Below are 25993 nucleotides of genomic sequence, written 5' to 3'. Positions count from 1 at the left end.
GCGAACGAGAATCACGCCGCGCATTTCTTTATCGGAAAGGCCAATAAAAAAGGCCGATAAAGGAACTCGCTTGGAAAAGCAATACGCCCTCCAATACCATTCGGTGTGAACATAAACATCACGCCGTTTGCATCTTCAATTACCTTACAACCGCCACCCTATTGTCTGGGTACTGTCAAGAATTATGCGCAAATTTATTTGCAGACTCCGGCTGAATGAAGTCAGCCGGCAATAGGGACGTCGTTCAAAGCCGCCTCCAGATGCTTCATATTCATGTACTTCTTGTTGCCCCGCTGTGTTCCCGCCACATGACGCAGCCTTGCACAGAGTAGCATTAGCGCAGAGTTCCCATCGGGGAACGTTCCCACCACACGCGTCCTGCGGCGGATCTCACGGTTCAGCCGCTCGATCGCATTGTTGGTGCGGATACGCGTCCAGTGCTCGCTGGGAAAATCACAGTAGGTCAGCGTTTCCTCGATGCCGTCCTCGACCTTCTTGGCAGCCTCCTTCAGCTTCATCGCTCTCAGCTCGGCAACGACAGCTCTTGCCTTCTCGCGGGAGGCTTTTTTGCTCTCCTGCGCGTGGATCGCCTTGAGCAGTTTCGCTGCAATTTTGACCTTTGATTTTGGCACAACAGAGAAAACATTGCGGTAGAAATGCACGGTGCAGCGCTGGTATTTGGCATCTGGGAATACTTCGCCCACGGCCTCCAGTATCCCCATGCACTTGCCGCCGACGATGAGCTTTACGCCGTCTAGACCCCGCCCGCGCAGCCGCTGGAAGAAGCTGACCCAGCTGGCCTTGTTCTCTTTCATCCCCTCGGCAGCGCCCGGAACCTCACGGAACCCGTCCTCATTCACGGCAATCGCCGCCGGAATGGCGACATTTTCGTATTCTCAGCCCCAGTTGCGGCGCAGGTAAATACCATCTACGTAGACATACGGATACCGTCCGCCCTGCAAAGGACGGTTCCGCCAGTCCTCAATGTAGACGTAGGCTTTCTTGTTCAGCTCGCTGACGGCAGCGAGCGAGACCTTGCTGTCCCGCATGGCTTCGGTGATGTCCTCCACACGGCGCACGGAAACGTCTGCCAGGTACATCTCGATGAGAGCCTCCTCCACGCTGCTCTCCCGGCGGCGATACCGCTCGATGATGGCCGTCTCGAAGGACACGCCCTTGAGTCGCGGCATATGGAGCGTGACATCGCCGGAGGTCGTGGTGAGGTTCCGGTCATAGTGGCCGCTGCGATAACCCTGACGGGCCCCGCTGCGCTCGCAGCGGGCCGCCTGCGTCAGAGACTCCGCCTCCTTTTCCAGCAGCTCGTTCAGGGTTTCTTCCACGCTGCTTCGGACCAATTTCTTGATCTGACCCTTGATTACTTCCTCATTCAGCTGTACAATGTTCTCGGACATCGTTTGCTGTCTCCTTTCGAATGTTTGTGTGGTAACTTCATTCTACCAGAGCCTGCAAGCGATGTCTTCTTTTATCCTCGTTTCAATTTGCGCAGCTTATCTTACCTTATCCGCAACTTATCTTACCTTATCACGCTCTGGTCGAAACGTTCCAAGACCAGCTCAAACCAGATAAATAAAGACGACAAAAAGCCCTTAGCTATGCGTTTTTTATACCCACAGCTAAGGGCTTCGTTTATAATATGGATTTCTTTGTTGCTGGGCCGCCTGTCAATCATTCTCTAATCCGAAAGCCACTGGATTATAAGAATAATGGCTCTCATGCAACCGTTATTAATTTGTTATCAAAAGACTTCTTGAAGTGCCGCAAACCCGCATAAACACTGGGATTCTTAAAGCATTTCAAATTATTCGTATTCAATCGTCGCCGGCGGCTTGCTGGTGATGTCGTACACTACGCGGTTGACGCCGGGAACCTCTGCAACAATGCGGGAGGAAATGGTTGCGAGGATTTCAAAGGGAATCCGCGCCCACTCTGCGGACATGAAATCTTTCGTGACAACTGCGCGCAATGCAATCGTCTCTTCGTAGGTTCTGCCGCCTTTGACGCCGACGCTGCGGATTCCCGGAATGACTGCAAAGTACTGGTTGATTTCTTTATCCAGACCAGCTTTCGCAATTTCCTCGCGCAGAATGGCATCCGCTTCCCGTACCATATGCAGCTTTTCCCGTGTAATCGCGCCGACAACCCGAACACCAAGCCCTGGCCCGGGGAACGGCTGACGCCAAACCATGGATTCCGGCAAACCGAGCTCCAGACCCACTTTACGGACTTCGTCCTTAAACAAATCCCGCAGCGGCTCAACCAAGCCGGTAAAACCGATGTTCTCCGGCAGGCCGCCGACATTATGGTGACTCTTCACCGCCGCGCCGCCAATGCCGCTTTCCAGAATATCCGGGTAAATCGTTCCCTGGCACAGATAATCGATCTGTCCGAGTTTCTTGGCTTCTTCTTCAAAAACGTGGATAAATTCTTCGCCGATAATTTTCCGTTTGCGTTCCGGATCTGTCACCCCTGCAAGTTTATCGAGGAAACGATCCACTGCATCAATGCAAATCAAATTGATGTCATATTCCTTCCGGAACACGCGCTCGACCATTTCCGGCTCATCTTTGCGCATCAGACCGTGATTGACAAAAATACAGGTGAGATTTTTCCCAATTGCCTTGTGTACCAGCAAGGCTGAAACTGCAGAATCCACACCGCCGGAAAGCGCGCAAAGCACCTTTTTTCCACCGGTCTGCTTGCGGATTTCCTCAACAGCTTCTTCCACGAATGCCGCCATTTCCCAGGTCCCGCTGCATCCGCAGGTCTCGAACAGGAACGCCTTGAGCGCAACATCATCTTCACCGCAGGCTTCCACATTCAGAACCGGAAGCCCCGCCGCCGCGACATCCGCGCCGCTTTCCCCCTCACGCGTGACCAGAATCCCCCGATATCCGGCCGCTACTTCTTCTGGAGAAAACGCTGCGAACGGTTTGACGTGACAATACACGCCGCAGTTTCGAACACGGCGTGCAACCAGCTGACTATTGCAGCCGCCGAGGTCCAAAACCAAAACCTTTTCGTTTTTAATCATGCCCCTTTTCATCCTTCCTTTGTTTGTCCGTTTCCACGTTTATTCCACCGTAACCGACTTTGCCAGGTTCCGGGGTTTATCAATATCGCAACCCTTCATAGAGGCAATGTAATAGGCAAACAGCTGTAGCGGCACCACTGCAAGTGAAGGCATCATCATCTCGCAAACTTCCGGAACCTTAATGACATAATCCGTCTGCTTTTCAAATTCCGTGTTTCCTTCCGTTGTCAGGCCCAAAACTACCGCTCCGCGCGCTTTGACCTCTTTGACATTGCTCATCATTTTTTCATAGAGCTTCTGGTAGGTCGCAAGCGCAACCACCAGCGTTCCGTCTTCGATGAGGGAAATCGTTCCGTGCTTGAGTTCTCCCGCAGCATACGCCTCCGAATGGATATAGGAAATCTCCTTGAGTTTGAGAGAGCCCTCCAGCGACATCGCATAGTCGAGATTCCGACCGATAAAGAAAATATCCTTTGCATTAAAGCACTGCGACGCAAAATACTGGATTTTCTCTTTATTCTCCAGCGTCTTTTCAATCTGATCCGGAAGTTTCAGCAGCGCCTGTACATAGCCATCATACTCTGCCTGCGAAACGGTCCCAAGTTTTTCGGCAAGATAAATGGAAATCAGATAGACCACCGCCAGCTGTGTGCTGTAGGCTTTAGTGGTTGCAACCGCGATCTCCGGCCCTGCCCAGGTATAGATCACGTCGTCGGAGTCGTTGGCAATCGAACTGCCCACAACATTGACAATCGAGAGCGTCCGCGCGCCAAGCCGTTTGGCTTCCCGCATCGCGGCAAGGGTGTCTGCTGTTTCGCCGGACTGGCTGATCACCAGGACGAGCGTACTTGAGTCGACAATCGGATTGCGATAGCGGAACTCTGAGGCGATATCCACTTCTACCGGAATGCGGGTCAGTTCCTCGAGAATATATTTGGCAACCATCCCGACATGCCACGCAGAGCCGCAGGCCAAAATGCAGATCCGGCGAATCTTTTGGACATCCTCTGCGGTCAGGGAAATGCTGTCAAGCACAATTTTGCCATCCCGGATCCGCGGGGCAATGGTGTCGTGCACCGCTTTCGGCTGTTCCATAATCTCCTTGAACATGAAATGCTCATAACCGCCTTTTTCAGCCGCCGAGACATCCCAGTCAATGTGAACCGGCTCTTTTTCTACCTGTTCCTTATTCTGGTTATATACGCGGACGTCGCTGCGCGACAAAACCGCGATTTCATTGTCGCCAAGGCGGTAAATATCCCGTGTTTTGCTCAAAATTGCCGGAATATCCGAAGCGATAAAGTTCTCTCCTTCTCCCAGTCCGACAATCAGCGGGCTGTCTTTGCGCACAGCATAAAGCCGATCCGGATTTTCTTCACAGATAATCCCCAGCGCATAGGATCCCTTTACCTTAGCGATCGTTTTGACGATGGCATCCAATACATCTCCGTGGTAGTAGTAATCTATCAGCTGCGCAACTACTTCCGTATCGGTTTCCGATGCAAAGTGGACACCGTTTTTCATCAGGAACGTTTTGAGTTCCATATAGTTTTCAATAATTCCATTGTGTACCACAGCAAATCTTCCCGAACCGCTTACCTGCGGATGGGAATTGATATCCGACGGTGCGCCGTGCGTCGCCCACCGTGTATGTCCGATGCCAACCGTTCCGGGCAGCGTTGCGCCGTCCTGCGTCAGGTCTTTCAGCACCTGAAGACGTCCCTTGGTTTTGACAACCTGGACAGCCGTTCCGTCATAAACCGCCACACCGGCCGAGTCATAACCCCGGTATTCCAGTTTTTGAAGTCCGCGGATCAAGAGAGGCGCGGCCTCTTCATATCCAATATAACCGACTATTCCACACATTCTAGCAAGCCCTCCTTTCAAAAAGGCCAAACATGGTATTCCCTTTTACAGAGAATACCATGTTTTATCATACATCAAATTTTGTAAAATTTCAATTCCGAACCATTTTAAATTGTGATCTCTGCGGCATCTTCTGCGCGCACGTCCATTTCCGCAAGCTTGGGCCGTACCACTTCATCGAGAAATTCCTGTGTCTGCTCCGGCGCGCGTCCGACATAGCGTTCCGGCCGCAGCACGTCGCTGAGATCCGCTTCCGTAACGCCGAAGGCCGGATCCGATGCAATTCTCTGAATCAGATCGTTTTCGCCGCCTTCTTCTTTTACAATCCGACCCGCTTCCATAGAATGGACGCGGATTCGCTCGTGCAGTTCCTGTCGGTTGCCGCCGCGTTTGACCGCATCCATCAGGATGTTTTCCGTCGCCATAAACGGCAGCTCCCGCATCAGGCGCTGCCGGATCACTTTCGGGTAAACCACCAGTCCATCCGCCACATTGATGCAGAGATTGAGCACGGCATCCGTCGCGAGGAACGCCTCCGGCACGCTGATCCGTTTGTTTGCGGAGTCATCCAGCGTACGCTCAAACCACTGCGTTGCCGAGGTAATGGCAGGATTGAGGCTGTCGGTAATAATGTACCGCGAGAGCGACGCAATCCGTTCGCTGCGCATGGGATTCCGTTTATAGGCCATCGCCGAAGAGCCGATCTGTGTTTTTTCAAATGGTTCTTCGATTTCCTTGAGATGCTGCAAAAGACGGATATCATTCGAGAATTTCGAAGCACTCTGCGCAATGCCGCTGAGCACACCGAGCACCGCACTGTCAACTTTGCGGGAATACGTCTGGCCGGAAACCGGATAGCAGGCCGCATATCCCATTTTACGCGCAATTCGCCGGTCGAGTTCCTTTACTTTCTCATGATCGCCGTCAAACAGTTCTAAAAAGCTTGCCTGCGTACCGGTTGTCCCCTTGCTGCCGAGGAGCTTCATCTTGCTGATCCGGTATTCTACATCCTCTAAATCCATCAGGAATTCCTGCATCCAGAGGGTTGCGCGCTTTCCGACCGTTGTCGGTTGCGCCGGCTGAAAATGCGTAAAACCAAGAGTCGGCAGATCCTTGTATTTCTGCGCAAATTCGGAAAGATTCTGAATGAGCAGCGCCAGTTTTCTGCGGACAACCCGGAGCGCCTCCGTCATAATAATCAGGTCTGTGTTGTCTCCGACATAGCAGGAGGTTGCACCAAGATGAATAATCGGCGCTGCTTTCGGGCATTGCAGGCCATACGCGTACACATGGCTCATCACATCATGGCGGACAATGCGTTCCCGCGCCTGCGCTTCCTCATAATTGATGTCGTCCGCGTGCGCCTTCAGTTCCGCAATTTGTTCTTCGGAAACCGGAAGTCCCAATTCGTGTTCTGCCTCTGCCAGCGCAATCCAAAGCTTTCTCCAGGTCCGGAATTTCATATCCGGAGAAAACAGATATTTCATTTCGCGATCCGCATAACGTGACGACAACGGGGATTCATAAACTTCTTTCATCATCAGACGGCACGGCGTTTTTTGTCAGAACCCAGAACAGACGCCGGTGCCAGCCCTCCTTTCCAAAACTTCGTTTTCTACAGCCGGTATGCGCAAAAATGAGGCCCGGAGAAAAGCTTTCTCCGCGCCTCAAGACCGGACCGGTTACAGGCCGATCCGCTTCATCATTTCCTCATAGGCCTCTTCCACACCGCCCATATCGCGGCGGAAGCGGTCCTTATCCAGTTTTTCCTGTGTATGAATATCCCAGAATCGGCAGGTATCCGGAGAAATTTCATCTGCCAGGACAATCGTGCCATCGGCACAGCGGCCGAATTCCAGCTTAAAATCGATCAAATCCACATTGACCGAGCGGAAGAATTCACACATCAGCTCGTTAATTTTGAGCGCCATCGCCGAAATGGTCTCCACTTCTTCCTTTGTGGCAAGCTCCGCTGCGAGAATATGATATTCATTGACAATCGGATCGCCCAAATCGTCATTCTTGTAGCAGAATTCCAGGACCGGTGTCTTCATCGGCGTACCCTCCGGCAGTCCCAGACGCTTCGAGAGGCTTCCGGCCGCCTTATTCCGGACGATCACCTCCAGCGGAACGATCTTCACGCGCCGCACCAGTGTCTCCCGGTCATTGAGCTCCTCGACATAATGGGTCTTGATGCCGTTTTTCTCCAGAAGCTGGAACATGAAATTCGACATCCGGTTGTTCACGACACCTTTTCCGGCAATTGTTCCCTTTTTCAGGCCGTTAAAAGCCGTTGCGTCATCTTTATAAGAGACAATGCAATACGCCGGGTCTTCCGTTGCGAATACTTTCTTTGCTTTTCCTTCGTACAGCTGTTCCGTTTTTTGCATGTTTGCTTCCTCCGTTTTTCTTCCCACAGAATATTTTCGGACTTCTTTATGTCAAGGAATATCCGCCGTCAATCAAGAGCACAGAGCCCGTGAGGAACGGGGACATATCGGATGCGATGTAAAGCGCCATTGCGCCAATCTCTTCCGGCTTTGCAAACCGGCCAAGCGGAATCATTTCTTTCCAGACCTCGCAGAACGGCTTACCGTCTGAAGGACGTACGCCTTCCGGCAGAATATCGCTCTGCACATATCCCGGCGCAATTGCGTTGACCCGGATATGATACGGCGCCCATTCATAGGCGAGGCATTTTGTCACCATATCGACGCCGGCTTTGCTGGCATTGTATCCCGCCTGACACTGCGGTGTCATAACCAGATTATCGGAATTCGAAGAAATATTGACAATATTGCCGCCGCCCTGGCGGATCATCACCTTTCCGACTTCCTGCGAGAGGAAAAAGAGCGCGTCGAGATTGAGATCCATTATGCTTCTCCACTGCTCGTATGTGACTTCCTCCGCTTTACTCTGAATTGTTTTCCCGGCATCATTGACCAAAATGTCAATTTTTCCGAATATCTGCAGCACGTCCTCCACCAGACGGGTTCGATCCTCCGGCTTTGTGATATCCGCCTGTATAAAGCGCACCCGGTTGCCATACGCCGCAGAAACTTGCTGGGCGACAGCCTCTCCGATCGTCTTCCGGCGTCCAACGATGGCAATTTCCGCACCGGCCTGCGCAAATGCTTCCGTGATGCCGCGGCCGATTCCGGAATGGCCGCCGGTAATCACCGCAACCTTCCCGTCAAGCCGGATCTTATCCACAATTCGTTCCAAAACAGCGCCTCCCTCTTTTCATTATATAATATATAGAATAGACTCCTTATCACGGATCCGGAAATCAGCGGGTTTTCCCGGCTCTTTGCAGCCCGCATTCTTTCCCGTCCGGAGTCCATCTTTTAGAATTTTCCGAGGTATTCCTGCAATTCCCACTGCGTGACCGTCGTCGCAAAACGCTGCCACTCTTTCTCTTTGGCCTCAATATATTTCTGGAACACATGATCGCCCAGCGCTTCCCGCAGCAGCGGATCCTTCTGCATTTCCACAACTGCCTCTTTCAGATCCGCAGGCAAACTTTCAATTCCCGCTTCCGCCAGCTGTACCGGATTCAGATCATAAATATTGGTCGAAACAGCCGCCGGCGGTTTAAGCTGGTTCTTTACGCCGTCCAAACCGGCCGCAAGCAGCACCGCAAGCTGGAGATACGGATTTCCGGACGGATCCGGATTGCGCAGTTCCACGCGGGTGCCTTCTCCGCGCGCGGTCGGAACACGGATCAGCGCGCTCCGGTTTGCGGAGGTCCAGGCGATATAGCACGGCGCTTCGTATCCGGGCACCAGACGTTTGTACGAGTTGACAAGCGGATTGGTCAGCGCACAGCAGCCCTTGACGTGCCGGATCAGTCCTGCAATAAAATGGCGTGCGATGTCGCTCAGACCGTTCTCACCGTTCGGATCGGCAAATACGTTTTTACCGTTCTGGAACAGGGACATGTTGATATGCATGCCGGAACCCGCTACGCCATAAACCGGTTTCGGCATAAACGTTGCACACATTCCATGCGCATGTGCAATGGATTTTACCGCCATCTTGAATGTCATAATATTATCGGCGGATTCCAGCGCCTTGCTGTATTTGAAGTCGATTTCATGCTGTGCGGTGGCGCATTCATGGTGGCTCGCTTCAATCTCGAAGCCCATCTCTTCCAGATTCAGACAGATATCCCGCCGGATCTTCTCGCCGACATCTACCGGACCGAGATCAAAGTAGCCGGCCGTATCATAGGTATTCGTCGTGGGATGACCGAATTCATCGTTATTAAACAGGAAAAACTCGCATTCCGGGCCAACATTAAAGGTAAAGCCCATGTCTGCCGCTTCCTGCAGCGTTTTGCGCAGGACATAGCGTGGGTCACCTTCAAACGGCGTGCCGTCCGGCTTATATACATCGCAAATCAGGCGGGCAATATGCCCGTGGCTGCGGTGCCAGGGATACAGCACAAAAGTATCAAGGTCGGGGCGTAAATACATATCGGATTCTTCAATCCGGACAAAGCCCTCGATGGATGAGCCGTCGAACATACACTTGTTGTCGAGTGCCTTGCGGATTTGGCTTGACGTAATCGCAACATTTTTGAGAGTCCCGAAGATATCCGTAAATTGAAGCCGGATAAAACGAACGTCCTTTTCTTCAATAATCCGGATAATATCTTCTTTCGTATACTTGCCCAACCGAAATCCCCCTTAAAAATCAAAGTAATAAGTACATTTTATGCTATCCGCAAGGCGGTTGTCAATGATTTTCCCGTGCCTGTCTGGTATTCGGGCGTCTGCACAAATTTTTTCTCTGTCAGGCCGTTTTTTTGCCGGCGCTTTTCCTGTCTCTTTTTTTGTATTTTGCAACATCGGGTTAACTTTCTTGCAGAAAACGGTGCAAAAATTGATTAAATCCGCCTTTTCCGCATGTTCAAATCAACAAAATTGCAATTTTTTGAAAAATGCAGCACAAAAAGATTGTAATGCTATGAAATGTATGCTAAAATATTTGCAACATCGTTTTTAGAAACCGTTTGATAGGGGGTTTTGTAATCATGTCTTATGTAAGCAATGTACTAGAACAAGTCAAAGAGAAAAATGCAGACCAGCCGCAGTTTATTCAGGCGGTCACAGAGGTTCTGACCACACTCGAGCCTTTCATCGAGAAGAACCCGCAGTACGAAGCGGCCGGTATTCTCGAGCGCCTCACCGAACCGGAGCGTCAGATTATTTTCCGTGTTCCGTGGGTGGACGACAACGGAAAGGTCCATGTCAACCGTGGATTCCGTGTACAGTTCAACTCCGCAATCGGACCGTACAAAGGCGGCCTGCGCCTCCATCCGTCCGTAAATCTCGGCATCATCAAATTCCTGGGCTTCGAGCAGATTCTGAAAAACTCCCTGACCGGTCTGCCGATCGGCGGCGGTAAGGGCGGCTCCGATTTTGACCCGAAAGGCAAGTCCGACCGCGAAATCATGGCTTTCTGCCAGAGTTTTATGACAGAGCTCTTCCGCCACATCGGACCGGACACCGACGTTCCGGCTGGTGATATCGGCGTTGGCGGCCGTGAAATCGGCTACCTCTATGGCCAGTATAAACGCATCCGCAACGCTTACGAAAGCGTTCTGACCGGAAAAGGCCTGACCTACGGCGGTTCTCTCGTCCGTACGGAAGCAACCGGCTATGGTCTGCTCTATTTTGTCAACGCCATGCTCCGCCACCTCGGAGAAACCATCCAGGGCAAAACCGTTGTCATTTCCGGCGCGGGCAATGTTGCAATCTATGCTGCAGTCAAAGCGACGCAGCTCGGCGCAAAGGTTGTCACCATGTCCGATTCCAACGGCTGGGTCTATGACGCAGAAGGAATTGACATCGCTGCAATCAAGGAAATCAAAGAAGCAAACCGTCAGCGCCTCACGGAGTACAAAAAGTATCGTCCGAATTCGGAATATCACGAGGGCAAAGGCGTCTGGAGCGTACCGTGCGATATCGCGCTGCCCTGCGCAACGCAGAACGAACTCGACCAGGCTGATGCAGAAATGCTCGTGAAGAACGGCGTCATGCTGGTTGCAGAGGGCGCCAACATGCCGAGCACGCTGGAAGCTACCGATGTCTTCCTCAAGAACAAGATCCCGTTCGGACCGGCAAAGGCTGCGAATGCAGGCGGTGTCGCGATCTCCGCAATTGAGATGAGCCAGAACAGCCTGCGTCTTTCCTGGACATTCGAAGATGTCGATGCACGGCTGCAGGATATCATGGAAAACATCCACAAGAACGCAACCGCTGCTGCGGAAGAATATGGATTCGGCTACAATCTGGTTGCCGGCGCGAACATCGCTGGCTTCAAGAAAGTTGCAGACACCATGCTCGCACAGGGTATTGTCTAAGTTTCAGACTTTTTCGCATTTCGTCCCCCCGGTAGAATTTTTCTGCCGGGGGGTCTTTTCCATGTGGAATAAAAGAGGAGGAATCCGTCATGCAGGTTCTTGTTTTAGAAGCCAGCACCACTTCTGCAAAAGCGATGCTCTATGATGCAGAAAAAGGAATTCTTGCGACAAAATCCGTTCCTTACGACGCATCCTGCAGTGATATCAAAACACAGGATGCCAATGGCGTTGCCGACGCCGTTTTTTCTGTCGGCAAAGAGATTGCCGGCGGGCAAAAAATCGACGCCATTGCACTGTCCGGCATCTGGCACAGTATGCTGATCTGCGGAAAGGATGGAAATCCGAAAACACGCATTTACACCTGGGCCTATACCGACGCTGCAGAAACCGCCGCCAAGCTTCGGAACGACCCGGAGAAAGCCCGCAGCCTGTATCAGCGAACCGGATGTATGCCAAATGCGACCTATCCCTCCTATCGGCTTGCCTATTTACGGAATCAGGGAATTTTTCCCGAAAAAGAGGATCGTCTGACCGGCCAGGGAAGCTATTTATTTTACCGGCTGACCGGAGAATTTCTCTCCTCGGTTTCCATGGCTTCGGGGACGGGTTTTTTAAACCTGCAAACCCTGGACTGGGATTTTGAACTTGTGGACAATGCCGGCCTGCATCGGGAGAACCTGCCTGCACTCTGCAGTCATACCGATTGCCGCCCGCTCACGCCGGCTGCCGCATCCTTGCTCGGCCTCTCCGCCGGAATCCCCGTTGTTCCGGCGCACCCGGACGGTGCACTCAATCAGGTCGGCGCGGGGGCAATGCAGCCGGGAAATATGACGCTTTCCGTCGGGACGAGCGGCGCGATGCGTATGACCGTTCCACATCCGGCTTTATCAGAAAGTGCCGGGACCTGGTGTTATTATGCGCCCGGTTCCTGGCTTGCCGGCGCCGCCGTTTCGAACTGCACAAACTGCATCGACTGGTTTCGTAAAACCGTTCTGCGCGGTGCATTTTCCTTTTCCGAGCTGGAACAATTTGTGACCGAAGAGCAGGAAACGCCTCCGCTTTTTTTGCCGTTTCTCTTCGGAGAGCGCTGTCCCGGATGGGACGACCGCCGAACCGCCGCGTTCACCGGCTTAAACGGATTCCATGGAACCGGATCCCTCTATCGCGCCATTCTGGAAGGCATTTCGATGAGCCTTTACCAATGCTATACGATTTTGGAAGGCCTGTGCGGCACGCCGAAACAAATCTTCCTTTCCGGCGGAATCATCCGGTCTCCGCTTTGGGCACAGATGCTCTGTGACCTCTTCGGCGAACCGATGACCATCCAGGAGACCGACCAGGCCTCTATGCTGGGCGCTGCCCGTCTGGGACTTCTGGTCTGCGGTGCATGTTCCGATCTTACCTTCCGTTCTGCAGGAACCGGTAAAACCGCATTTCCGGATTCTGCAAAAAAAGCGCTTTACCGGTCGCGTTTCGCAGAGTATCTCGCCGAATATCAGAAAACGTACGCCCCGATCTCGGATTCGCCAAAAAGCGCTCGCGTATTCCGTTAAGATCACCGATTGACAAAGCGTCTGGGATTCTGTATGATGGCGGTAAAAGGAGGCGCTGTTATGGACGTTTTGTTTTGCCCGCAATGTGGAAACCCGATTTCCAACGCCGCACAGGGATGCCCTGTCTGCGGATATCCGTTTGCTCCTGCAAAACCGCCTGAGATCCTGCAGATTCCCTTTCCATATGATCCTGCCGGACGACCCTCCGCTTACCCCTATTTTTACACCTATAAGAGAAAAATGCCGGGAAAGGGATTTGGCGTTGCCAGTCTGGTTCTGGGGATCATCGGTACCTTTTACAGCTTTGTGTTTTTCCTTGGGGTTACAACCATTTATTTGCAAGAACGTGCGGCCGGATCTCCTTCCGGTAACGCAACGAGTGGATTCAGTCTTTTGGGGCTCGAACTTCTGATTTTTGGAATTCTTGCGGTCATTTTCGGGATTGTCTCGATTTCCAAAGGCCATCGCGCCGCTAAAACCAAAGCGGGAATTATCTTGGGCGGCATTACAATTTTTCTCTGCCTGCTGATGATTTTCATCGGCTTCTCCGGTGTCCTTGCTGCATCATAATAAAATAGCAAAAAGTGCTGACCGCATTCTGCCGTCAGCACTTTTTACATATTTCAGTCTCTGCACGGATCGTCCCCGTCTGATTCCTCCACATCCACATCGTCGAGAATTTCACCGACCCGCATTCTGCGTGCAAGCTTCATCTCTTCCACCTGTTTGTGGAGAAGTTCTTTGACTTCCATCGGCCGTTTTACCCGTTTGATTTCCATGTGCGGGCGGCTCTGATCCGAAGAATGGACCATAATCGTACCGACACCGAATAGCCGCTGCCCCAGCGAAAGCCGCAGACTGATATCGCGAATTCGGTAAAGCAGAATTTCCTCATACTTTAAATTGAGAAATCCGGTTCTCTCAAACAGCCGGTCCTCGGTCAGCGCATATTTTGTAAAAGAAATCGGCATTCCCAGAATGCGTTTCCGATCCTTCCATAAATAAGTGAAGATTGCATCACGATCCTTTTTCATTCCGACACCCTCTTTTTCGATCCGTTTTTTTTATTTTAGCATACGGATCCGCAACATGCAATGTTCGACCGAAAGATCGTTTTCTTTCCACAATCGCATCGTCCAAGAAAAAAGTTTTCTGCTTTCCACTTTACAAAACAAAAAAAATATGGTATAGTATCAAAAAATGCGATGAAAGGGACTCTTCGTCTTTCGGAAGCAACAGAGAGCCGCGGGTTGGTGCGACGCGGTGCGGAACAGGACGAAATCTCCCCCTGGAGCAGTCGGCTGAACAGCAAGCTTTGTTAAGTAGGCGCGAACGGGTTTCCCGCCGTTATCACGGGAGGGTATTCATCAGGATACCGTGAGTGGGCGCGAAAAAAAGCGTCAAGAAGAGTGGTACCGCGGAAGTTTTGCTTTCGTCTCTTGCGTAACAGCCGGAGACGGAAGCTTTTTTATTGCGCTCCGGCAGAAGATCTCAAACTGAAAAGGGAGGAACCACACATGAAATTGGCATTTTCAACCTTAGGATGCCCGGATTTTGACTGGACGGACATCTACTCTATGGCAAAAGATTTTGGATTCAGCGGCATCGAGATGCGCGGGCTTGGAGATGACATTTTCTCCATCAATGCAAAGCCGTTCCAAAAGGACAATCTGCCGAAAACCATCGAACAACTGCACAAGAAACGCTTGGAGATTGCCTGCCTTTCTTCCGGATGTGCGCTCAAATACGCTGACCGGCAAGAGGAAACCTTGCAGGAACTCCGCACCTATATCGACCTTGCGGAAGCGCTGCACACGCCCTATATCCGGATTCTCGGCGACCGCACCGCTGCGCCGGAAGGCGACGTTGACGACGCTGTCGTTCTCCGCGCCTTGAAAGCACTTATTCCCTATGCGGAAGCGCACAATGTAACCCTGCTGGTGGAAACCAACGGCGTTTATACGGACACCGCGCGTCTGCGTGCGCTGCTCAATCAGATTGAAAGCGACAACATCGGCGCCCTCTGGGATTTGCATCACCCTTACCGGTATGCCGGCGAAACACCGGAGGAAACCGTGCAGCACCTCGGTGCATACATTAAATATACGCACGCCAAGGATTCCGTCGTTGAAAACGGTAACACGGTCTACAAGATCATGGGCGAAGGCGATTTGCCGATGGACGCCATGATGCGGGCGCTCCGTTCCATCAACTACGAGGGATACATTTCCCTGGAATGGCTCAAACGGTATGCGCCGGATCTGAGCGATCCCGGAATTGTATTTCCACACTTTGCCCGTTACATGCAGCAATATATGGACGGATCCGAAGAGATTCGCCGCCTCTATGACAACAATACGAAAACCGGAAAATACGTCTGGCCGAAAGAACACCTGATTGATCTGACCTTCCCGCAGGTTCTCGACCGAATGGTAGAGGAATTCCCCGATCAATATGCGTTCCGTTACACTACGCTCGACTACACCCGGACCTATTCGGAGTTCCGCGATGATGTTGATACCTTTGCGCGTTCGCTCATCGCAATGGGCGTCCGGCCCGGCGATCATGTGGCCATCTGGGCCACCAATATTCCGCAGTGGTATATCACCTTCTGGGCAACAACCAAAATCGGTGCCGTACTGGTCACCGTAAACACCGCCTATAAAATTCACGAGGCAGAATATCTGCTCAGCCAATCCGACACGCATACCCTCGTGATGATTGACGGATATAAGGATTCCGACTATATTGCCATCATGAAGGAACTTTGCCCCGAACTCGAAACCGCAGAAAAGGGGCACCCGCTGCACATCAAACGTTTGCCCTTCCTGCGCAACATCATTACCTGCGACTCGCAGCAAAAGGGCTGCTACACTTGGGAAGAAGCCATGGCGCTCTCCGATCGCGTCCCGGTTGAAGAAGTCTACCGCAGGACAAATGCAATCAACAAGCACGACGTCTGCAATATGCAGTATACCTCCGGAACGACCGGATTCCCGAAGGGCGTTATGCTGACGCACTACAATGTGGTCAACAACGGAAAAGCCATCGGCGACTGCATGGATCTCTCCACTGCGGATAAAATGATGATCCAGGTTCCGATGTTCCACTGCTTCGGCATGGTGCTCGCCATGACCGCTTCTATGACGCACGGGGTTACCATGTCGCCAATCCCGGCGTTTTCACCCAAAAAGGGCCTGGACTGCATCAATCGGGAGAAAATCACCTGTTTCCACGGTGTCCCGACGATGTTCATCGCGATGCTGGGGCATGCAGACTTTGAAAAAACAGATTTCAGCCACATGCGCACCGGAATTATGGCCGGAAGTCCCTGTCCGGTAAAAGTCATGGAGGATGTCGTCAATAAGATGCACATGTCGGAAATTTGCATCACCTATGGGCAGACAGAGGCCTCCCCTGCAACCACCATGTCCAAAACAACCGATTCGCTTGAGGTCCGTGTCAATACAGTCGGCGCGCATCTGTTCGGCGTGGAATGCAAAATTGTCGATCCGGAGACCGGAGAGGAAGTGCCTGACGGTGTTGACGGCGAATTCTGTGCGCGTGGATACAACATCATGAAGGGCTATTACAAAATGCCGGAAGCCACCGCTGCTGTGATTGATTCCGACGGCTGGCTGCACAGCGGCGATCTCGCAAGACGAAACGCAGACGGATATTTCAAAATTACCGGCCGGATTAAAGATATGATCATTCGCGGTGGAGAAAACATCTATCCGAAAGAGATTGAAGACTTTATTTACACGCATCCGAAGGTGCGTGACGTTCAGGTCATCGGCGTCCCTGATAAAGATTATGGGGAAGAAATTATGGCTTGCGTCATCCTTCAGCCCGGTGAAACCATGACGGAAGAGGAGCTCAAGGAATTTGTGCTCACCCACATGGCCAAGCACAAAACGCCGCGCTATATTGATTTTGTCGACAGCTTCCCGATGAATGCCGCCGGTAAAATTCTGAAGTACAAAATGCGCGAACAGGCCGTACAGAAGCTTCGTTTGCAGGATGCAAGCAACATCGAAACCGCCTGATTCATTTTCCTTTTCTCTTTTCAATCGGCCGTTGCGCGTCTTTTCCACAGTCCTCAAAAAAGCAGACACCATGGAAAACTCCAGGTGTCTGCTTTTTTTGAGATTCTTTTTATTTATGTAATGGAATCCGAACCCTGTCCTGTTATAGAAGATAAGTTAAGATAAGTTGCGCATAATTCTTGACAGTACCCCGCATTGCGGGTGGTTGTTTGTTTCGGACCTTCCGTCCTCAACTGGCTAAAGCCATAACCATAATACGAACAAAAGACCGGCTTTCCAGTGTATGGAAAACCGGTCTTTGTATAAAACCCTCGAGTATAAAACGCTTTATAAAATCGAAACTTAGTGTGTCAGGAAAAGCATGGCAAGGAACAGCAGCGTGATGACCCAGGTTCCAGCTTTAATTTCTTTTACCTTGCCGGTGAACAGCTTAATCACTACATAGGAGATCAAACCGAACGCGATACCGTAGGAAATATTGTAGGCAAACGGCATGAGCGCCATTGTAAGGAACGCAGGAACCGCAATATCCGCAGAATGCCAATCAATTTCTTTCACGCAGCCCATCATCAGGACGCCGACATAAACCAGTGCCGCAGCGGTTGCGCATCCGGGAATCAGCTGTGCGATCGGACTGAGGAACATTGCAATAAAGAAGAATACCGCCGTGAACATCGAGGAGAGGCCCGTACGGCCGCCTTCCGCAACACCTGCAGAAGACTCTACAAACGTCGTAACGGTGGAAGTACCGCAGATTGCGCCGGTTGTGGTCGCAATTGCGTCCGCCAGCATCGCGCGATCCATACGCGGAACTTCACCCTCTTCGGTCAGCATGTTGCCGCGTGCGCAAGCACCATACAGCGTACCAATGGTATCAAACATATCGACCATGCAGAAAGCCAGTGCGGTTGTAACGATCGTCAAAACCAAGTTTGCAACGCCATGTTCTGCTGCAAACACAGAGAAGTCAAAGCCTTCCGTAAAGACTTTGCCGAATGCTTCGGTGCCAAATGCCTTAAACGCCTCAAACGGATGAGACATCGCGATTCCAAGATTTGCATAAAACTCCGGCACCGTCAATCCAAGCAAATAATACAGAACTGCGCCGCCGAGGATGCCCCACAGGACTGCGCCGCGAACATTTCTCTTCGACATAATGGCAATTGCCAGAACCGCAGCAATCGTCACGAGCATCGGCATTACTGCACCCCAAGAACCGGAAAGCAGGTTGAAGGAACCGAGCGTAACGCCTGTCGAGGTGCTCGGAATGACAATTCCGGAATTCTGCAAACCGAGGAACGCGATAAACAGGCCGATACCAGCAGGAATTGCCACGCGGACAGCCTGCGGAATCGCCGTGAAAATCTTTTTGCGCAGACCGGTAACAGTCAGAAGGATGAAGACAATACCGTCAATCAAAACCAGAACCAATGCATTTGCGTACGTAAGGCCGAAACCAACACAAACCGTATAAACGAAGAATGCATTGAGTCCCATACCACTCGCCTGTGCAAGCGGCAGATTGGCAAGCAAGCCGATCAAAATCGTTCCGATAATTGCGGAAATTGCGGTTGCAATATAAATTGCGCCGTAGGAAACGCCCAGAGCCTCTGTTCCGTCTCCAAACGGATTGGCAAACATGTTCGCATTGACCATCAGGATATACACCATTGCAAAGAATGTTGTCAGACCTGCGCGGAACTCTGTGCGAACGGTTGTGCCATTTTCTTTGAGTTTAAAAAACTTCTCCATGAACACCTGTTCCCCTCTCTAATATTTCTCTCCTGCGTATACAACGACAAAAAAATCACATCCCAGGGATCTGCCGCCGCTTGTTTGAAAAGCAAATTCCAGCAATTCCATTTGGAACCGCTAAAACAACAGACCGTCTGGGATATTTCTCTCTTATCGTGCATACATTTTCCTTTTTTATCTTATTACATTTTATTGCATTTTTCAATTGCTTTCGACCCGAAATATTCAAAATTTTTTCATGTTTTTTTAGGGAAGTCGCTAAAGCCGCCAATTGCTGCATCATCCCACTGCAAACCGAACCCGCACATTCATTGGCAGTTTTCTATTTTTGTATGTCTCTGTTCCGGTATTGGGAACAGCACGCTGAACCGGCGGTCATTTCCTTAGAAGAAGGAATTTTTATACGTTCTTTTTAATTGATTTTAAGAGTTCTTTTCCTTTAAAGAATACAAGAACAATAAAATTTTATTTTTTTTGAAAAAAGGCTTGCATTTTTAAAAAAGGTATGATAATATATAGAAGCTGACTCGCGAGGGCAGCAAAACAGTTGGTGTTGATGACGATGAGGGTCCACCCGTTCCCATCCCGAACACGGAAGTTAAGCTCATTGGTGCCGAAAATACTTGGCTGGTGACGGCCTGGGAAAATAGGAAGATGCCAACATATGAACCGCCTTTTAAAGGCGGTTTTTTTGTTTTTTGTTTCTAAATTTTTTGAACAGTTGGATTTGGGAATGGTTTGACAACAAACGCGGTTCTGACTCCGATCTGTTCTTCTTTCATTTTTACGTTCTTCATTGCCCAATTAACCCGACCGTACGGTTGGACGGCATGTTTGCTTTTTCTTGGACGCCTTTCAGCCTGCCAAAACCACATCCTGCTTTTTGTCGCTTGTATGGTCCCAGCAACCTAGCTCACACGTGGTAGTTGTATGTCTTGCCTTATATAGAGAAAGCGCCAAAGCTCGGAATGCATCTGATTGCAATGCATCCTCTTCACGCACAGCGCCCAATCTCCGCTAAAATACCATCGATCCGTCTATATAACAACGCAGCGCGGCACCCCTTCACCCGGTGCCGCGCTGCGTTTATTTTTATCAAGCACAACCGGAAAAGATAGATTTCCAAGTCCTACAGGGGAAATTTGCCCCGTCTCCCAGCAGCTACTAGCTGCATACAGCGCGGGCGCGGCTCAAAACGCCCTGCATCTATAGCCCTTTCCGCGTGTTATTCCGGCAGCTTCAATCCGCCGGTCAGAATATTATCGCGCCAGATGACATGTTCCCCATTTCCAACATACAGTTGTGCATGCGGACTCGTCTGACGGAAGTAACCGTCCGATACGGTCAGACGGCCATCAAAATGCTGAATCCCTACCACATTGTCCAAACCGTACACAAAATTGTTATAATAACTGCATCCAATCAGGCGCGTATCCGCGCTGATTTCAAATCCGGTCTCGCCGGTATCGGCATAGCAATCCGTTAAAATCGTATCTTTGCAGTTGATTCGATAATTTACAGAGTGCACCAGCATTTCCGGCAATTCGCCCTCTTTGCGCGGCGGAATCGGCCCCCCACACGTGACAGCGAGTCAGGCGGTTCGACCCGCCTCCCAGAAGTTCAAATCCAACGGTACAATCTACACAGATACAATCCACAAAGTGACTGTCCCCGCCCAGAGAACTAACCGCTGCATTTCCGCCAAGTCCCGGCATTGTGCATTTAAAGTAGCAGTTTGTTGCAACCAGCTCATAGGTCCACAGGCTGCCGCGTTCCTCAATCCGCAGGCCATACTGTTTGCCATTTCGAAATGCCATATCCCGAATCGTAAAATGTTTAAAGCGCAGCAGTGACATGCAGCTGGCAAGGCCGTTCCCGTCCAAAACGCCGCCGCTAACGCCATCTGAGCAGAATCCCTATTTTGATTTGATCGAAAAACAGGGATTCTGCTTTCTGTGTCTTAGACACCCCCGGCGCCTGTTGGATTTCTCTCGCTTTCGCTCAAAAAACCTTCCAGTCGGACATGACATCCCGAACGATATCTTCCAGATGAACCGGAAATACTGCTTCAGACGCGAGTTCCTTTGCTAGCTTTTTGGCATAAAAGTAGCAATTGGTGATACCGGAACACCGCTCAGTGGTTTTGTTGCCATCTTCGATCAACGTGATCTCGATTCCGTACCCGTTCTCCTCGTCACCCACAACATCATATTGCAGGCAAAACCGTTCTGTCAGTCCTTTTGTTTCTGCAATTCTCTGTTTCATTCCTCTAACAAACTCCCCGTGAAAAATTTTCTCTGGTTTCTATCATACACGCTTTTTCATCATTTTTCAATACCTACGTGATTATTTTTTACTTTTTTTCATCTGTTTTACCGGAGCTTTTTGCCTGTTATGCGGAATACGCCTTTCCAATTCCACCATTACAAGCGGAACAACCGACAGCGCCAAGATGATCAGCCACTGCATTCCCGAAAGCGGCACGGTCCGAAACACCGCCGCCAGAGGGGGAATACTGATCACGGAAATCTGCAACAACAAACAGACTGCCGCTGCCGGTAAAAGCTTTGACTTTGAAAGCAGACCTGTTTGTGCAATGGACTTCAGCGACCGCATATTAAAGGTATGGGCAACTTGTGACAAACTGAGAACCGCGAATGCCATTGTCCGCCCAATCACCGGCATCGAAGCATCCGAATCAAAAAACACGCGCCCGATCGTATAGGCGAGCAGTGACAGCGCACCAATCAAGCATCCCTCAATCAGAATGCTGTACCAGAGTCCGCCGGAAAACAGACCTTCTTTCCGCCGCACCGGCGGATGCTCCATCACGTCCTTTGCAATTGGCTCCACGCCTAGCGCCAAAGCCGGAAGCGAATCGGTAACCAGATTCACCCAGAGAAGCTGAATTGCCAGCAGCGGCGCCGGAAGCCGCATTAAAACAGAAGCAAAGACTGTCAAAATTTCGCCAATATTACAGGAAAGCAGGAAATGCACCGTTCTGCGGATATTTTCATAAATACCTCTGCCCTCTCTGACCGCAGAGACGATGGTTGTAAAATCGTCATCCGTCAAAATTAGATCGGCCGCGGCTTTGGCAACTTCCGTTCCGGATCTGCCCATCGCGCAGCCAATGTCGGCCGTTTTCAAGGCCGGTGCATCATTTACGCCGTCACCCGTCATGGCTACCGTTTCGCCTAATGCCTGATAAGCCTTTACGATCCGCACCTTGTGCTCCGGAGAAACGCGCGCAAAAACCCGGCAGCGGGTAACTGCCTGCTGCATCGCCTGATCATCCATCCGATCCAGCTCCGCGCCTGTTAAAACAACGCCGTCTGTCTCCAGAATCCCAATTTCTCTGGCAACAGCGGCAGCCGTCGTTTTGTGGTCGCCGGTAATCATAACCGGGCGGATTCCGGCATTTTTACACAGGTGAACCGAATCCGCCACTCTGGGACGCGGCGGATCCTGCATTCCAACAAAGCCGTAAAACACCAGTCCGCTCTCCGCAGCAGCGGTATCCCGCGGAAGCGCCGCGGTTTCCCGATAAGCGACCCCCAGCACGCGCAGCGCACGGGCGGCCATTTCCTCATTTTTCCGGCTGAGCTTCAGCCGTACTCCTGCATCCATCGGAATGACGCTGTTTGCCTGACGACACCCGGAGCAATATTGCATCAAAACATCCGGTGCGCCCTTCATAAGGATTAGGAACCGCCCATTGTTCAGACGATGGATGGTCGTCATCCGTTTTCGTCTGGAAGAAAAGGCAATTTCCCGAATACGCGGATATTTTTTCTCCAGCTCTATCTTGGACACCGTACAGGCCTTGACAAGCGCGGCCTCCGTCGCTTCGCCTCGCACGTTTCCATTTTCAACAGTACAGTTATTGCAGAGTGCAGCCATCCGCAAGAGTTCCTGCGCCACTTCTCCGGTTTGAACGCCTTCCAGCGTACAAATCTCCGTGACGGTCATACGGTTTTGCGTCAGGGTTCCCGTTTTATCAGAACAAATCACGCTGGCGCTTCCTAAAGTTTCCACCGCCGGCAATCGTCGGACAATCGCATGATGGGCCGCCATCCGGCGCACGCCAACCGCCAAAACGATCGTCACCACTGCCGGAAGTCCTTCTGGAATTGCAGCAACCGCCAGGCTGACGGACATCATAAACATTTCCAGCGGATCGGTCTTTTGCAGCAGGCCCAACACAAAAATCACCGCACAGATTCCGATTGCCCCGATTCCCAAAATTTTTCCCGTTTGCGCCAGCCGTTTCTGCAGCGGCGTCTGCGGTGTCTCCTCCCGATTGATCATCCCCGCGATATGTCCCATCTGCGTGTCCATACCGATCCCCACAACAACGCCTTTTCCGCGTCCGCCGGAAACACTGCTCCCAAAAAACAACATGTTTTGCCGGTCTCCCAGTGCTGCTTCCGGCGAAACAAGGACATCCGCATTCTTTTCAACCGACACCGATTCCCCGGTTAACGCCGATTCTTCCGCTGTCAGATCCGTTGCCTCCAACAGACGCAAATCAGCCGGAACTAGATCGCCGGTCTCTAACAGCACAATATCGCCCGGCACAACCGCTCCGGACGGAATCTGCATCGTTTTTCCGGAACGGATCACACGGGCGTGCGGCGTGGAAAGCTTGCGGAGCGCCTCAATTGCATGTTCTGCACGGCTCTCCTGAATTACGCCAATTACGGCATTTAAAACTACGATGGCCAGAATAATGATGGAATCCACATAATCCTGATCCGCGTTTAAATAGGAAATCACAAACGAAATTGCAGCAGCGGCAAGCAGAATCAGCACCATAAAATCGGAAAACTGCGCCAAAAACTGCAGAAACAGGTTCTTTTTCTTTTTTTCCATCAATTTGTTTTCCCCATACACTGCCCTGCGCTTTTCCGCTTGCAATTCCGAAATTCCATAAACCGCATCGGTTCTTAAGCGTTCCAGGACTTCGTCCTGTTTCAGACTCTGCCAGTCCATCGCGTCAACTCCTTTTTCATGCAGCGCTTAAAAGCGTTTTCAAATTCGAACGTCCTCCGCCGCTTTCTATATATATTCGCGTGTCCCTGTTTGGTATTCTCTTTTTAAACACTTCGTGTTATAATCATCTTAAATGAACTGTTTATCGCCGGTGCAAAAGACCGTCTTATTGCAAGTGCGCTTCTCTGCGCTCTTGCTTTTGCCGCAAGCCAAATCAGCCGCCAAACAATCGTTAATTTTCAAGATTTATTTCTAAAATTTCATCACAAGGAGGAATTCACTTGCAGGCTATTCAGACTTTTGATGAAGCCGTTATCCTGTTCATACAAGCGCATTTTCACAATCCGGTTACGGATGCAATTTTTCCGCTCATCACCGCACTGGGAAACGCCGGCATCTTCTGGATCTTGTCCGCCGTACTTCTGCTTTTCTTCCGCAAAACCCGCAAATGGGGCCTTTTACTTGGGCTCGCGCTTGCCGGCACCTTTGTGCTCAACGATCTGCTGATCAAACCGCTGGCTGCACGGCCGCGTCCGTGTGACCTGTTTCCTGCTATTGAGCTTCTAATCCGGCGCCCAGCCTCCTATTCTTTTCCTTCCGGGCACTCGGCTTCTTCCTTCAGCGCTGCCGTCGTTCTCTTTCACGGAAACCGGCGTCTTGGAATTCTCGCACTTCTTCTCGCCGCCCTGATTGCGTTTTCGCGTGTTTTTCTTTTCGTCCATTTTCCGACGGATATTCTCACCGGCGCCTTGCTGGGAAGCAGCGTCGCGCTGCTGCTTTGCGGCGTTTTAAAAAAGCAGAAAAAACTTCCTGCTCCTTTTTATCAAAAAAGTTAAAAACATTTCTTGACATTTTACGCCGGATCCTTTATAATATTGTTTGCTGTCAAGCATTAGTCCGGATGACGTGGCCCGGTAGTTCAGCTGGTTAGAACGCTAGCCTGTCACGCTAGAGGTCGACGGTTCGAGCCCGTTCCGGGTCGCCATTTTGCTGATGTAGCTCAGCAGGCAGAGCACTCCCTTGGTAAGGGAGAGGTTCACGAGTTCGAGCCTCGTCATCAGCTCCAGAAAAAACCGCTGTTTTCCTAGGAAAACGGCGGTTTTTTCTTTTATTCTGCACATCGTCAGGCGATTCTCGGCAGCCCGAAATCCGCTTTATTTCATATCCGGTTTCTTCTGCTTTTTCTTTGCGGATTTGTATCCGGGCTGTCCATTTGCTCCTATACAGTGAAATATTGACTGGAGACTGTGCCCGCTTTCGGAATCGCTTCATCGAAGTCCAGTTTCCAGACCGTTTTTGGCTTTTACGGCAAATCAAACAGAAACGAAATCATGCGCTGCGATTTTCTTTCGCAGCGCATGGGTTTGTTTTTTATCAATACTGATTGAAAATTTCATGTCCCGGGCGGATCGCTCCGTCTTTCCGGGTAAACGCAAGGTTGTAAGGCGCCCCGACAAATCCGTCTTCCGTGTCGTGCAGATCGGCAACCTTACTGTAATGCAGCGCGTGTACGACAAATCCCAGCCCGTGTTTGGTCAGCGTATCGAGCGTAAAGCGGATAATCTCCACACGATCCTCATCCCGCATAGCGCCCCAGCAGGTCTCCGTCACCAGCATCGGCTTTCCCGCTTCCTTTCCAAACGCGCACATCATCTCGACATTTTGAATATATGCCGCACGCAGCTCCGGATCAAAAATTGTTTCCGGATCGCAGGCATAATAAGGGTGAATCAGGAGCACATCACTGACCGCATTGATTCGTTCCAGACCCTCCCTGCCATGATCCTGATGGATGCTGACGCCAACCGGCGCACGCGCATGCAGCGTCTTCACACAGGTATACATCTCTGTCAGCCAGTCCAGTTCCAGCTGGACAAACGGACGAATCTGTTCTGTCACGGCACGATATGAAAACGGTTCGTTGCATAAATCCCACACGAGGATCCGGGGATCCTCCCGGTGTGCCGAAACCAGGTCTATCACATACTCCAGATACAGCGGCCGATAATATGCCCAGCAATCCGGCATTGCAATATTTTCGAGATAGACACCGCCGTTGTCGTAACCGGTCTGATCGTGCCAGCGGTTAAACAGGCACGGAATAACCTTCAGCCCCAGCGAATCCGCAATTTGCAGCGATTTTTCAAAATTCGCCTTGAATACCTCCGGCTTCCGGTAATACGCATCCCAAGAGAGCCAGTAGCGCACCGTATTGAATTTCGGGAAATACGCTTTTCCGCGCCGCAGTTCCAGTTCGACAATATCCGGACGGTAGTTCACCCAGTTTTCCAGACTTGTCGACCCGTAACTCGGCTGATAATTAAATCCCCGCACCTCTGCGTAATTCATTTGG

At 51.1% G+C, this 25993-nt stretch carries 17 protein-coding genes, 2 tRNA genes, 1 rRNA gene, 1 pseudogene and 1 other annotated feature; of the genes and pseudogenes, 8 read left to right on the top strand and 13 right to left on the bottom strand.

Annotated features, from left to right (window positions below):
- Positions 1-221: 221 nt before the first annotated feature.
- The 7 genes and pseudogenes from IAG03_RS07550 to glnA form a co-directional block, all read right to left on the bottom strand.
- Positions 222-1412 (bottom strand): annotated as a pseudogene (locus IAG03_RS07550) (IS256 family transposase).
- Positions 1413-1819: 407 nt separating this feature from the next.
- A complete protein-coding gene (gene guaA, locus IAG03_RS07545) occupies positions 1820-3049 on the bottom strand; it encodes a glutamine-hydrolyzing GMP synthase (RefSeq protein WP_249319530.1) in 1230 nt (409 codons plus the stop codon).
- A 42-nt stretch (positions 3050-3091) separates the two neighbouring features.
- Positions 3092-4918, bottom strand: coding sequence for a glutamine--fructose-6-phosphate transaminase (isomerizing) (gene glmS / locus IAG03_RS07540; RefSeq protein ID WP_249319510.1), 1827 nt, complete (start codon positions 4916-4918; stop codon positions 3092-3094).
- Between the two features lie 107 nt (positions 4919-5025).
- Positions 5026-6456: an adenylosuccinate lyase gene (purB, locus tag IAG03_RS07535; RefSeq protein ID WP_430472446.1), complete on the bottom strand. Its 1431-nt coding sequence runs from the start codon at positions 6454-6456 to the stop codon at positions 5026-5028.
- A 144-nt stretch (positions 6457-6600) separates the two neighbouring features.
- Positions 6601-7308, bottom strand: a complete 708-nt coding sequence (gene purC, locus IAG03_RS07530; protein ID WP_249319508.1) for a phosphoribosylaminoimidazolesuccinocarboxamide synthase — start codon at positions 7306-7308, stop codon at positions 6601-6603.
- A 46-nt stretch (positions 7309-7354) separates the two neighbouring features.
- Entirely contained in the window at positions 7355-8143 is a 789-nt protein-coding gene (locus IAG03_RS07525) for an SDR family NAD(P)-dependent oxidoreductase (RefSeq protein WP_249319507.1), read from the bottom strand.
- Positions 8144-8265: 122 nt separating this feature from the next.
- Positions 8266-9597: a type I glutamate--ammonia ligase gene (gene glnA, locus IAG03_RS07520; RefSeq protein ID WP_249319506.1), complete on the bottom strand. Its 1332-nt coding sequence runs from the start codon at positions 9595-9597 to the stop codon at positions 8266-8268.
- A gap of 359 nt (positions 9598-9956) precedes the next feature.
- On the opposite strand from glnA, the gene gdhA reads away from it, so the two are divergent.
- The 3 genes from gdhA (at position 9957) to IAG03_RS07505 (ending at position 13411) form a co-directional block, all read left to right on the top strand.
- Positions 9957-11288, top strand: coding sequence for an NADP-specific glutamate dehydrogenase (gene gdhA / locus IAG03_RS07515; protein WP_249319505.1), 1332 nt, complete (start codon positions 9957-9959; stop codon positions 11286-11288).
- 89 nt (positions 11289-11377) lie between these two features.
- On the top strand, positions 11378-12841 hold the full coding sequence (locus IAG03_RS07510) for a gluconokinase (protein WP_249319504.1): 1464 nt from the start codon (positions 11378-11380) through the stop codon (positions 12839-12841).
- A gap of 60 nt (positions 12842-12901) precedes the next feature.
- On the top strand, positions 12902-13411 hold the full coding sequence (locus IAG03_RS07505) for a hypothetical protein (RefSeq protein WP_249319503.1): 510 nt from the start codon (positions 12902-12904) through the stop codon (positions 13409-13411).
- A 53-nt stretch (positions 13412-13464) separates the two neighbouring features.
- Here the strand turns inward: IAG03_RS07505 and IAG03_RS07500 are convergent, their stop codons facing one another.
- Positions 13465-13875 carry a PH domain-containing protein gene (locus IAG03_RS07500; protein ID WP_249319502.1) on the bottom strand — a complete coding sequence of 137 codons (411 nt, stop codon included), beginning with the start codon at positions 13873-13875 and terminating at the stop codon, positions 13465-13467.
- Positions 13876-14037: 162 nt separating this feature from the next.
- Positions 14038-14284 (top strand) — a binding site (T-box leader).
- Between the two features lie 74 nt (positions 14285-14358).
- On the opposite strand from IAG03_RS07500, the gene IAG03_RS07495 reads away from it, so the two are divergent.
- Positions 14359-16890 (top strand): AMP-binding protein, encoded by a 2532-nt coding sequence (locus IAG03_RS07495; protein WP_249319501.1) that lies wholly within the window; start codon positions 14359-14361, stop codon positions 16888-16890.
- A 342-nt stretch (positions 16891-17232) separates the two neighbouring features.
- On the opposite strand, the gene IAG03_RS07490 is transcribed toward IAG03_RS07495, so the two are convergent.
- Complete coding sequence (locus tag IAG03_RS07490; protein WP_249319500.1) at positions 17233-18642, bottom strand: NCS2 family permease; 1410 nt, start codon at positions 18640-18642, stop codon at positions 17233-17235.
- A gap of 549 nt (positions 18643-19191) precedes the next feature.
- Here IAG03_RS07490 and rrf point away from each other — a divergent pair.
- Positions 19192-19308, top strand: a 5S ribosomal RNA gene (rrf, locus tag IAG03_RS07485).
- A 562-nt stretch (positions 19309-19870) separates the two neighbouring features.
- Here the strand turns inward: rrf and IAG03_RS07480 are convergent.
- The 3 genes from IAG03_RS07480 to IAG03_RS07470 form a co-directional block, all read right to left on the bottom strand.
- Positions 19871-20188 carry a hypothetical protein gene (locus IAG03_RS07480; protein ID WP_249319499.1) on the bottom strand — a complete coding sequence of 106 codons (318 nt, stop codon included), beginning with the start codon at positions 20186-20188 and terminating at the stop codon, positions 19871-19873.
- Between the two features lie 458 nt (positions 20189-20646).
- A complete protein-coding gene (locus IAG03_RS07475; protein WP_249319498.1) occupies positions 20647-20910 on the bottom strand; it encodes a DUF6514 family protein in 264 nt (87 codons plus the stop codon).
- A gap of 81 nt (positions 20911-20991) precedes the next feature.
- Complete coding sequence (locus IAG03_RS07470; RefSeq protein ID WP_249319497.1) at positions 20992-23640, bottom strand: calcium-translocating P-type ATPase, PMCA-type; 2649 nt, start codon at positions 23638-23640, stop codon at positions 20992-20994.
- A 281-nt stretch (positions 23641-23921) separates the two neighbouring features.
- On the opposite strand from IAG03_RS07470, the gene IAG03_RS07465 reads away from it, so the two are divergent.
- The 3 genes from IAG03_RS07465 (at position 23922) to IAG03_RS07455 (ending at position 24706) form a co-directional block, all read left to right on the top strand.
- Positions 23922-24476: a phosphatase PAP2 family protein gene (locus tag IAG03_RS07465; RefSeq protein WP_249319496.1), complete on the top strand. Its 555-nt coding sequence runs from the start codon at positions 23922-23924 to the stop codon at positions 24474-24476.
- Between the two features lie 72 nt (positions 24477-24548).
- Positions 24549-24625: transfer RNA gene (locus IAG03_RS07460), tRNA-Asp, on the top strand.
- Positions 24626-24629: 4 nt separating this feature from the next.
- Positions 24630-24706: transfer RNA gene (locus IAG03_RS07455), tRNA-Thr, on the top strand.
- Positions 24707-25014: 308 nt separating this feature from the next.
- Here IAG03_RS07455 and IAG03_RS07450 read toward each other — a convergent pair.
- Positions 25015-25989 (bottom strand): glycoside hydrolase 5 family protein, encoded by a 975-nt coding sequence (locus tag IAG03_RS07450; protein WP_249319495.1) that lies wholly within the window; start codon positions 25987-25989, stop codon positions 25015-25017.
- Between the last annotated feature and the right edge of the window lie 4 nt (positions 25990-25993).

Source organism: Yeguia hominis (assembly GCF_014384705.1).
GTDB lineage: Bacteria > Bacillota > Clostridia > Oscillospirales > Acutalibacteraceae > Yeguia > Yeguia hominis.
The sequence above is the reverse complement of the archived record's forward strand: the minus strand, read 5'-3'. Positions and strand labels throughout refer to the sequence as shown.

Coding starts and splice junctions, on each gene's coding strand:
- glmS (WP_249319510.1), bottom strand. CDS start 4,918: ATGTGTGGAATAGTCGGTTATATTGGATATGAAGAGGCCGCGCCTCTC.
- purB (WP_430472446.1), bottom strand. CDS start 6,456: ATGAAAGAAGTTTATGAATCCCCGTTGTCGTCACGTTATGCGGATCGC.
- purC (WP_249319508.1), bottom strand. CDS start 7,308: ATGCAAAAAACGGAACAGCTGTACGAAGGAAAAGCAAAGAAAGTATTC.
- gdhA (WP_249319505.1), top strand. CDS start 9,957: ATGTCTTATGTAAGCAATGTACTAGAACAAGTCAAAGAGAAAAATGCA.
- IAG03_RS07510 (WP_249319504.1), top strand. CDS start 11,378: ATGCAGGTTCTTGTTTTAGAAGCCAGCACCACTTCTGCAAAAGCGATG.
- IAG03_RS07505 (WP_249319503.1), top strand. CDS start 12,902: ATGGACGTTTTGTTTTGCCCGCAATGTGGAAACCCGATTTCCAACGCC.
- IAG03_RS07500 (WP_249319502.1), bottom strand. CDS start 13,875: ATGAAAAAGGATCGTGATGCAATCTTCACTTATTTATGGAAGGATCGG.
- IAG03_RS07495 (WP_249319501.1), top strand. CDS start 14,359: ATGAAATTGGCATTTTCAACCTTAGGATGCCCGGATTTTGACTGGACG.
- IAG03_RS07490 (WP_249319500.1), bottom strand. CDS start 18,642: ATGGAGAAGTTTTTTAAACTCAAAGAAAATGGCACAACCGTTCGCACA.
- IAG03_RS07475 (WP_249319498.1), bottom strand. CDS start 20,910: ATGAAACAGAGAATTGCAGAAACAAAAGGACTGACAGAACGGTTTTGC.
- IAG03_RS07470 (WP_249319497.1), bottom strand. CDS start 23,640: ATGGACTGGCAGAGTCTGAAACAGGACGAAGTCCTGGAACGCTTAAGA.
- IAG03_RS07450 (WP_249319495.1), bottom strand. CDS start 25,989: ATGAATTACGCAGAGGTGCGGGGATTTAATTATCAGCCGAGTTACGGG.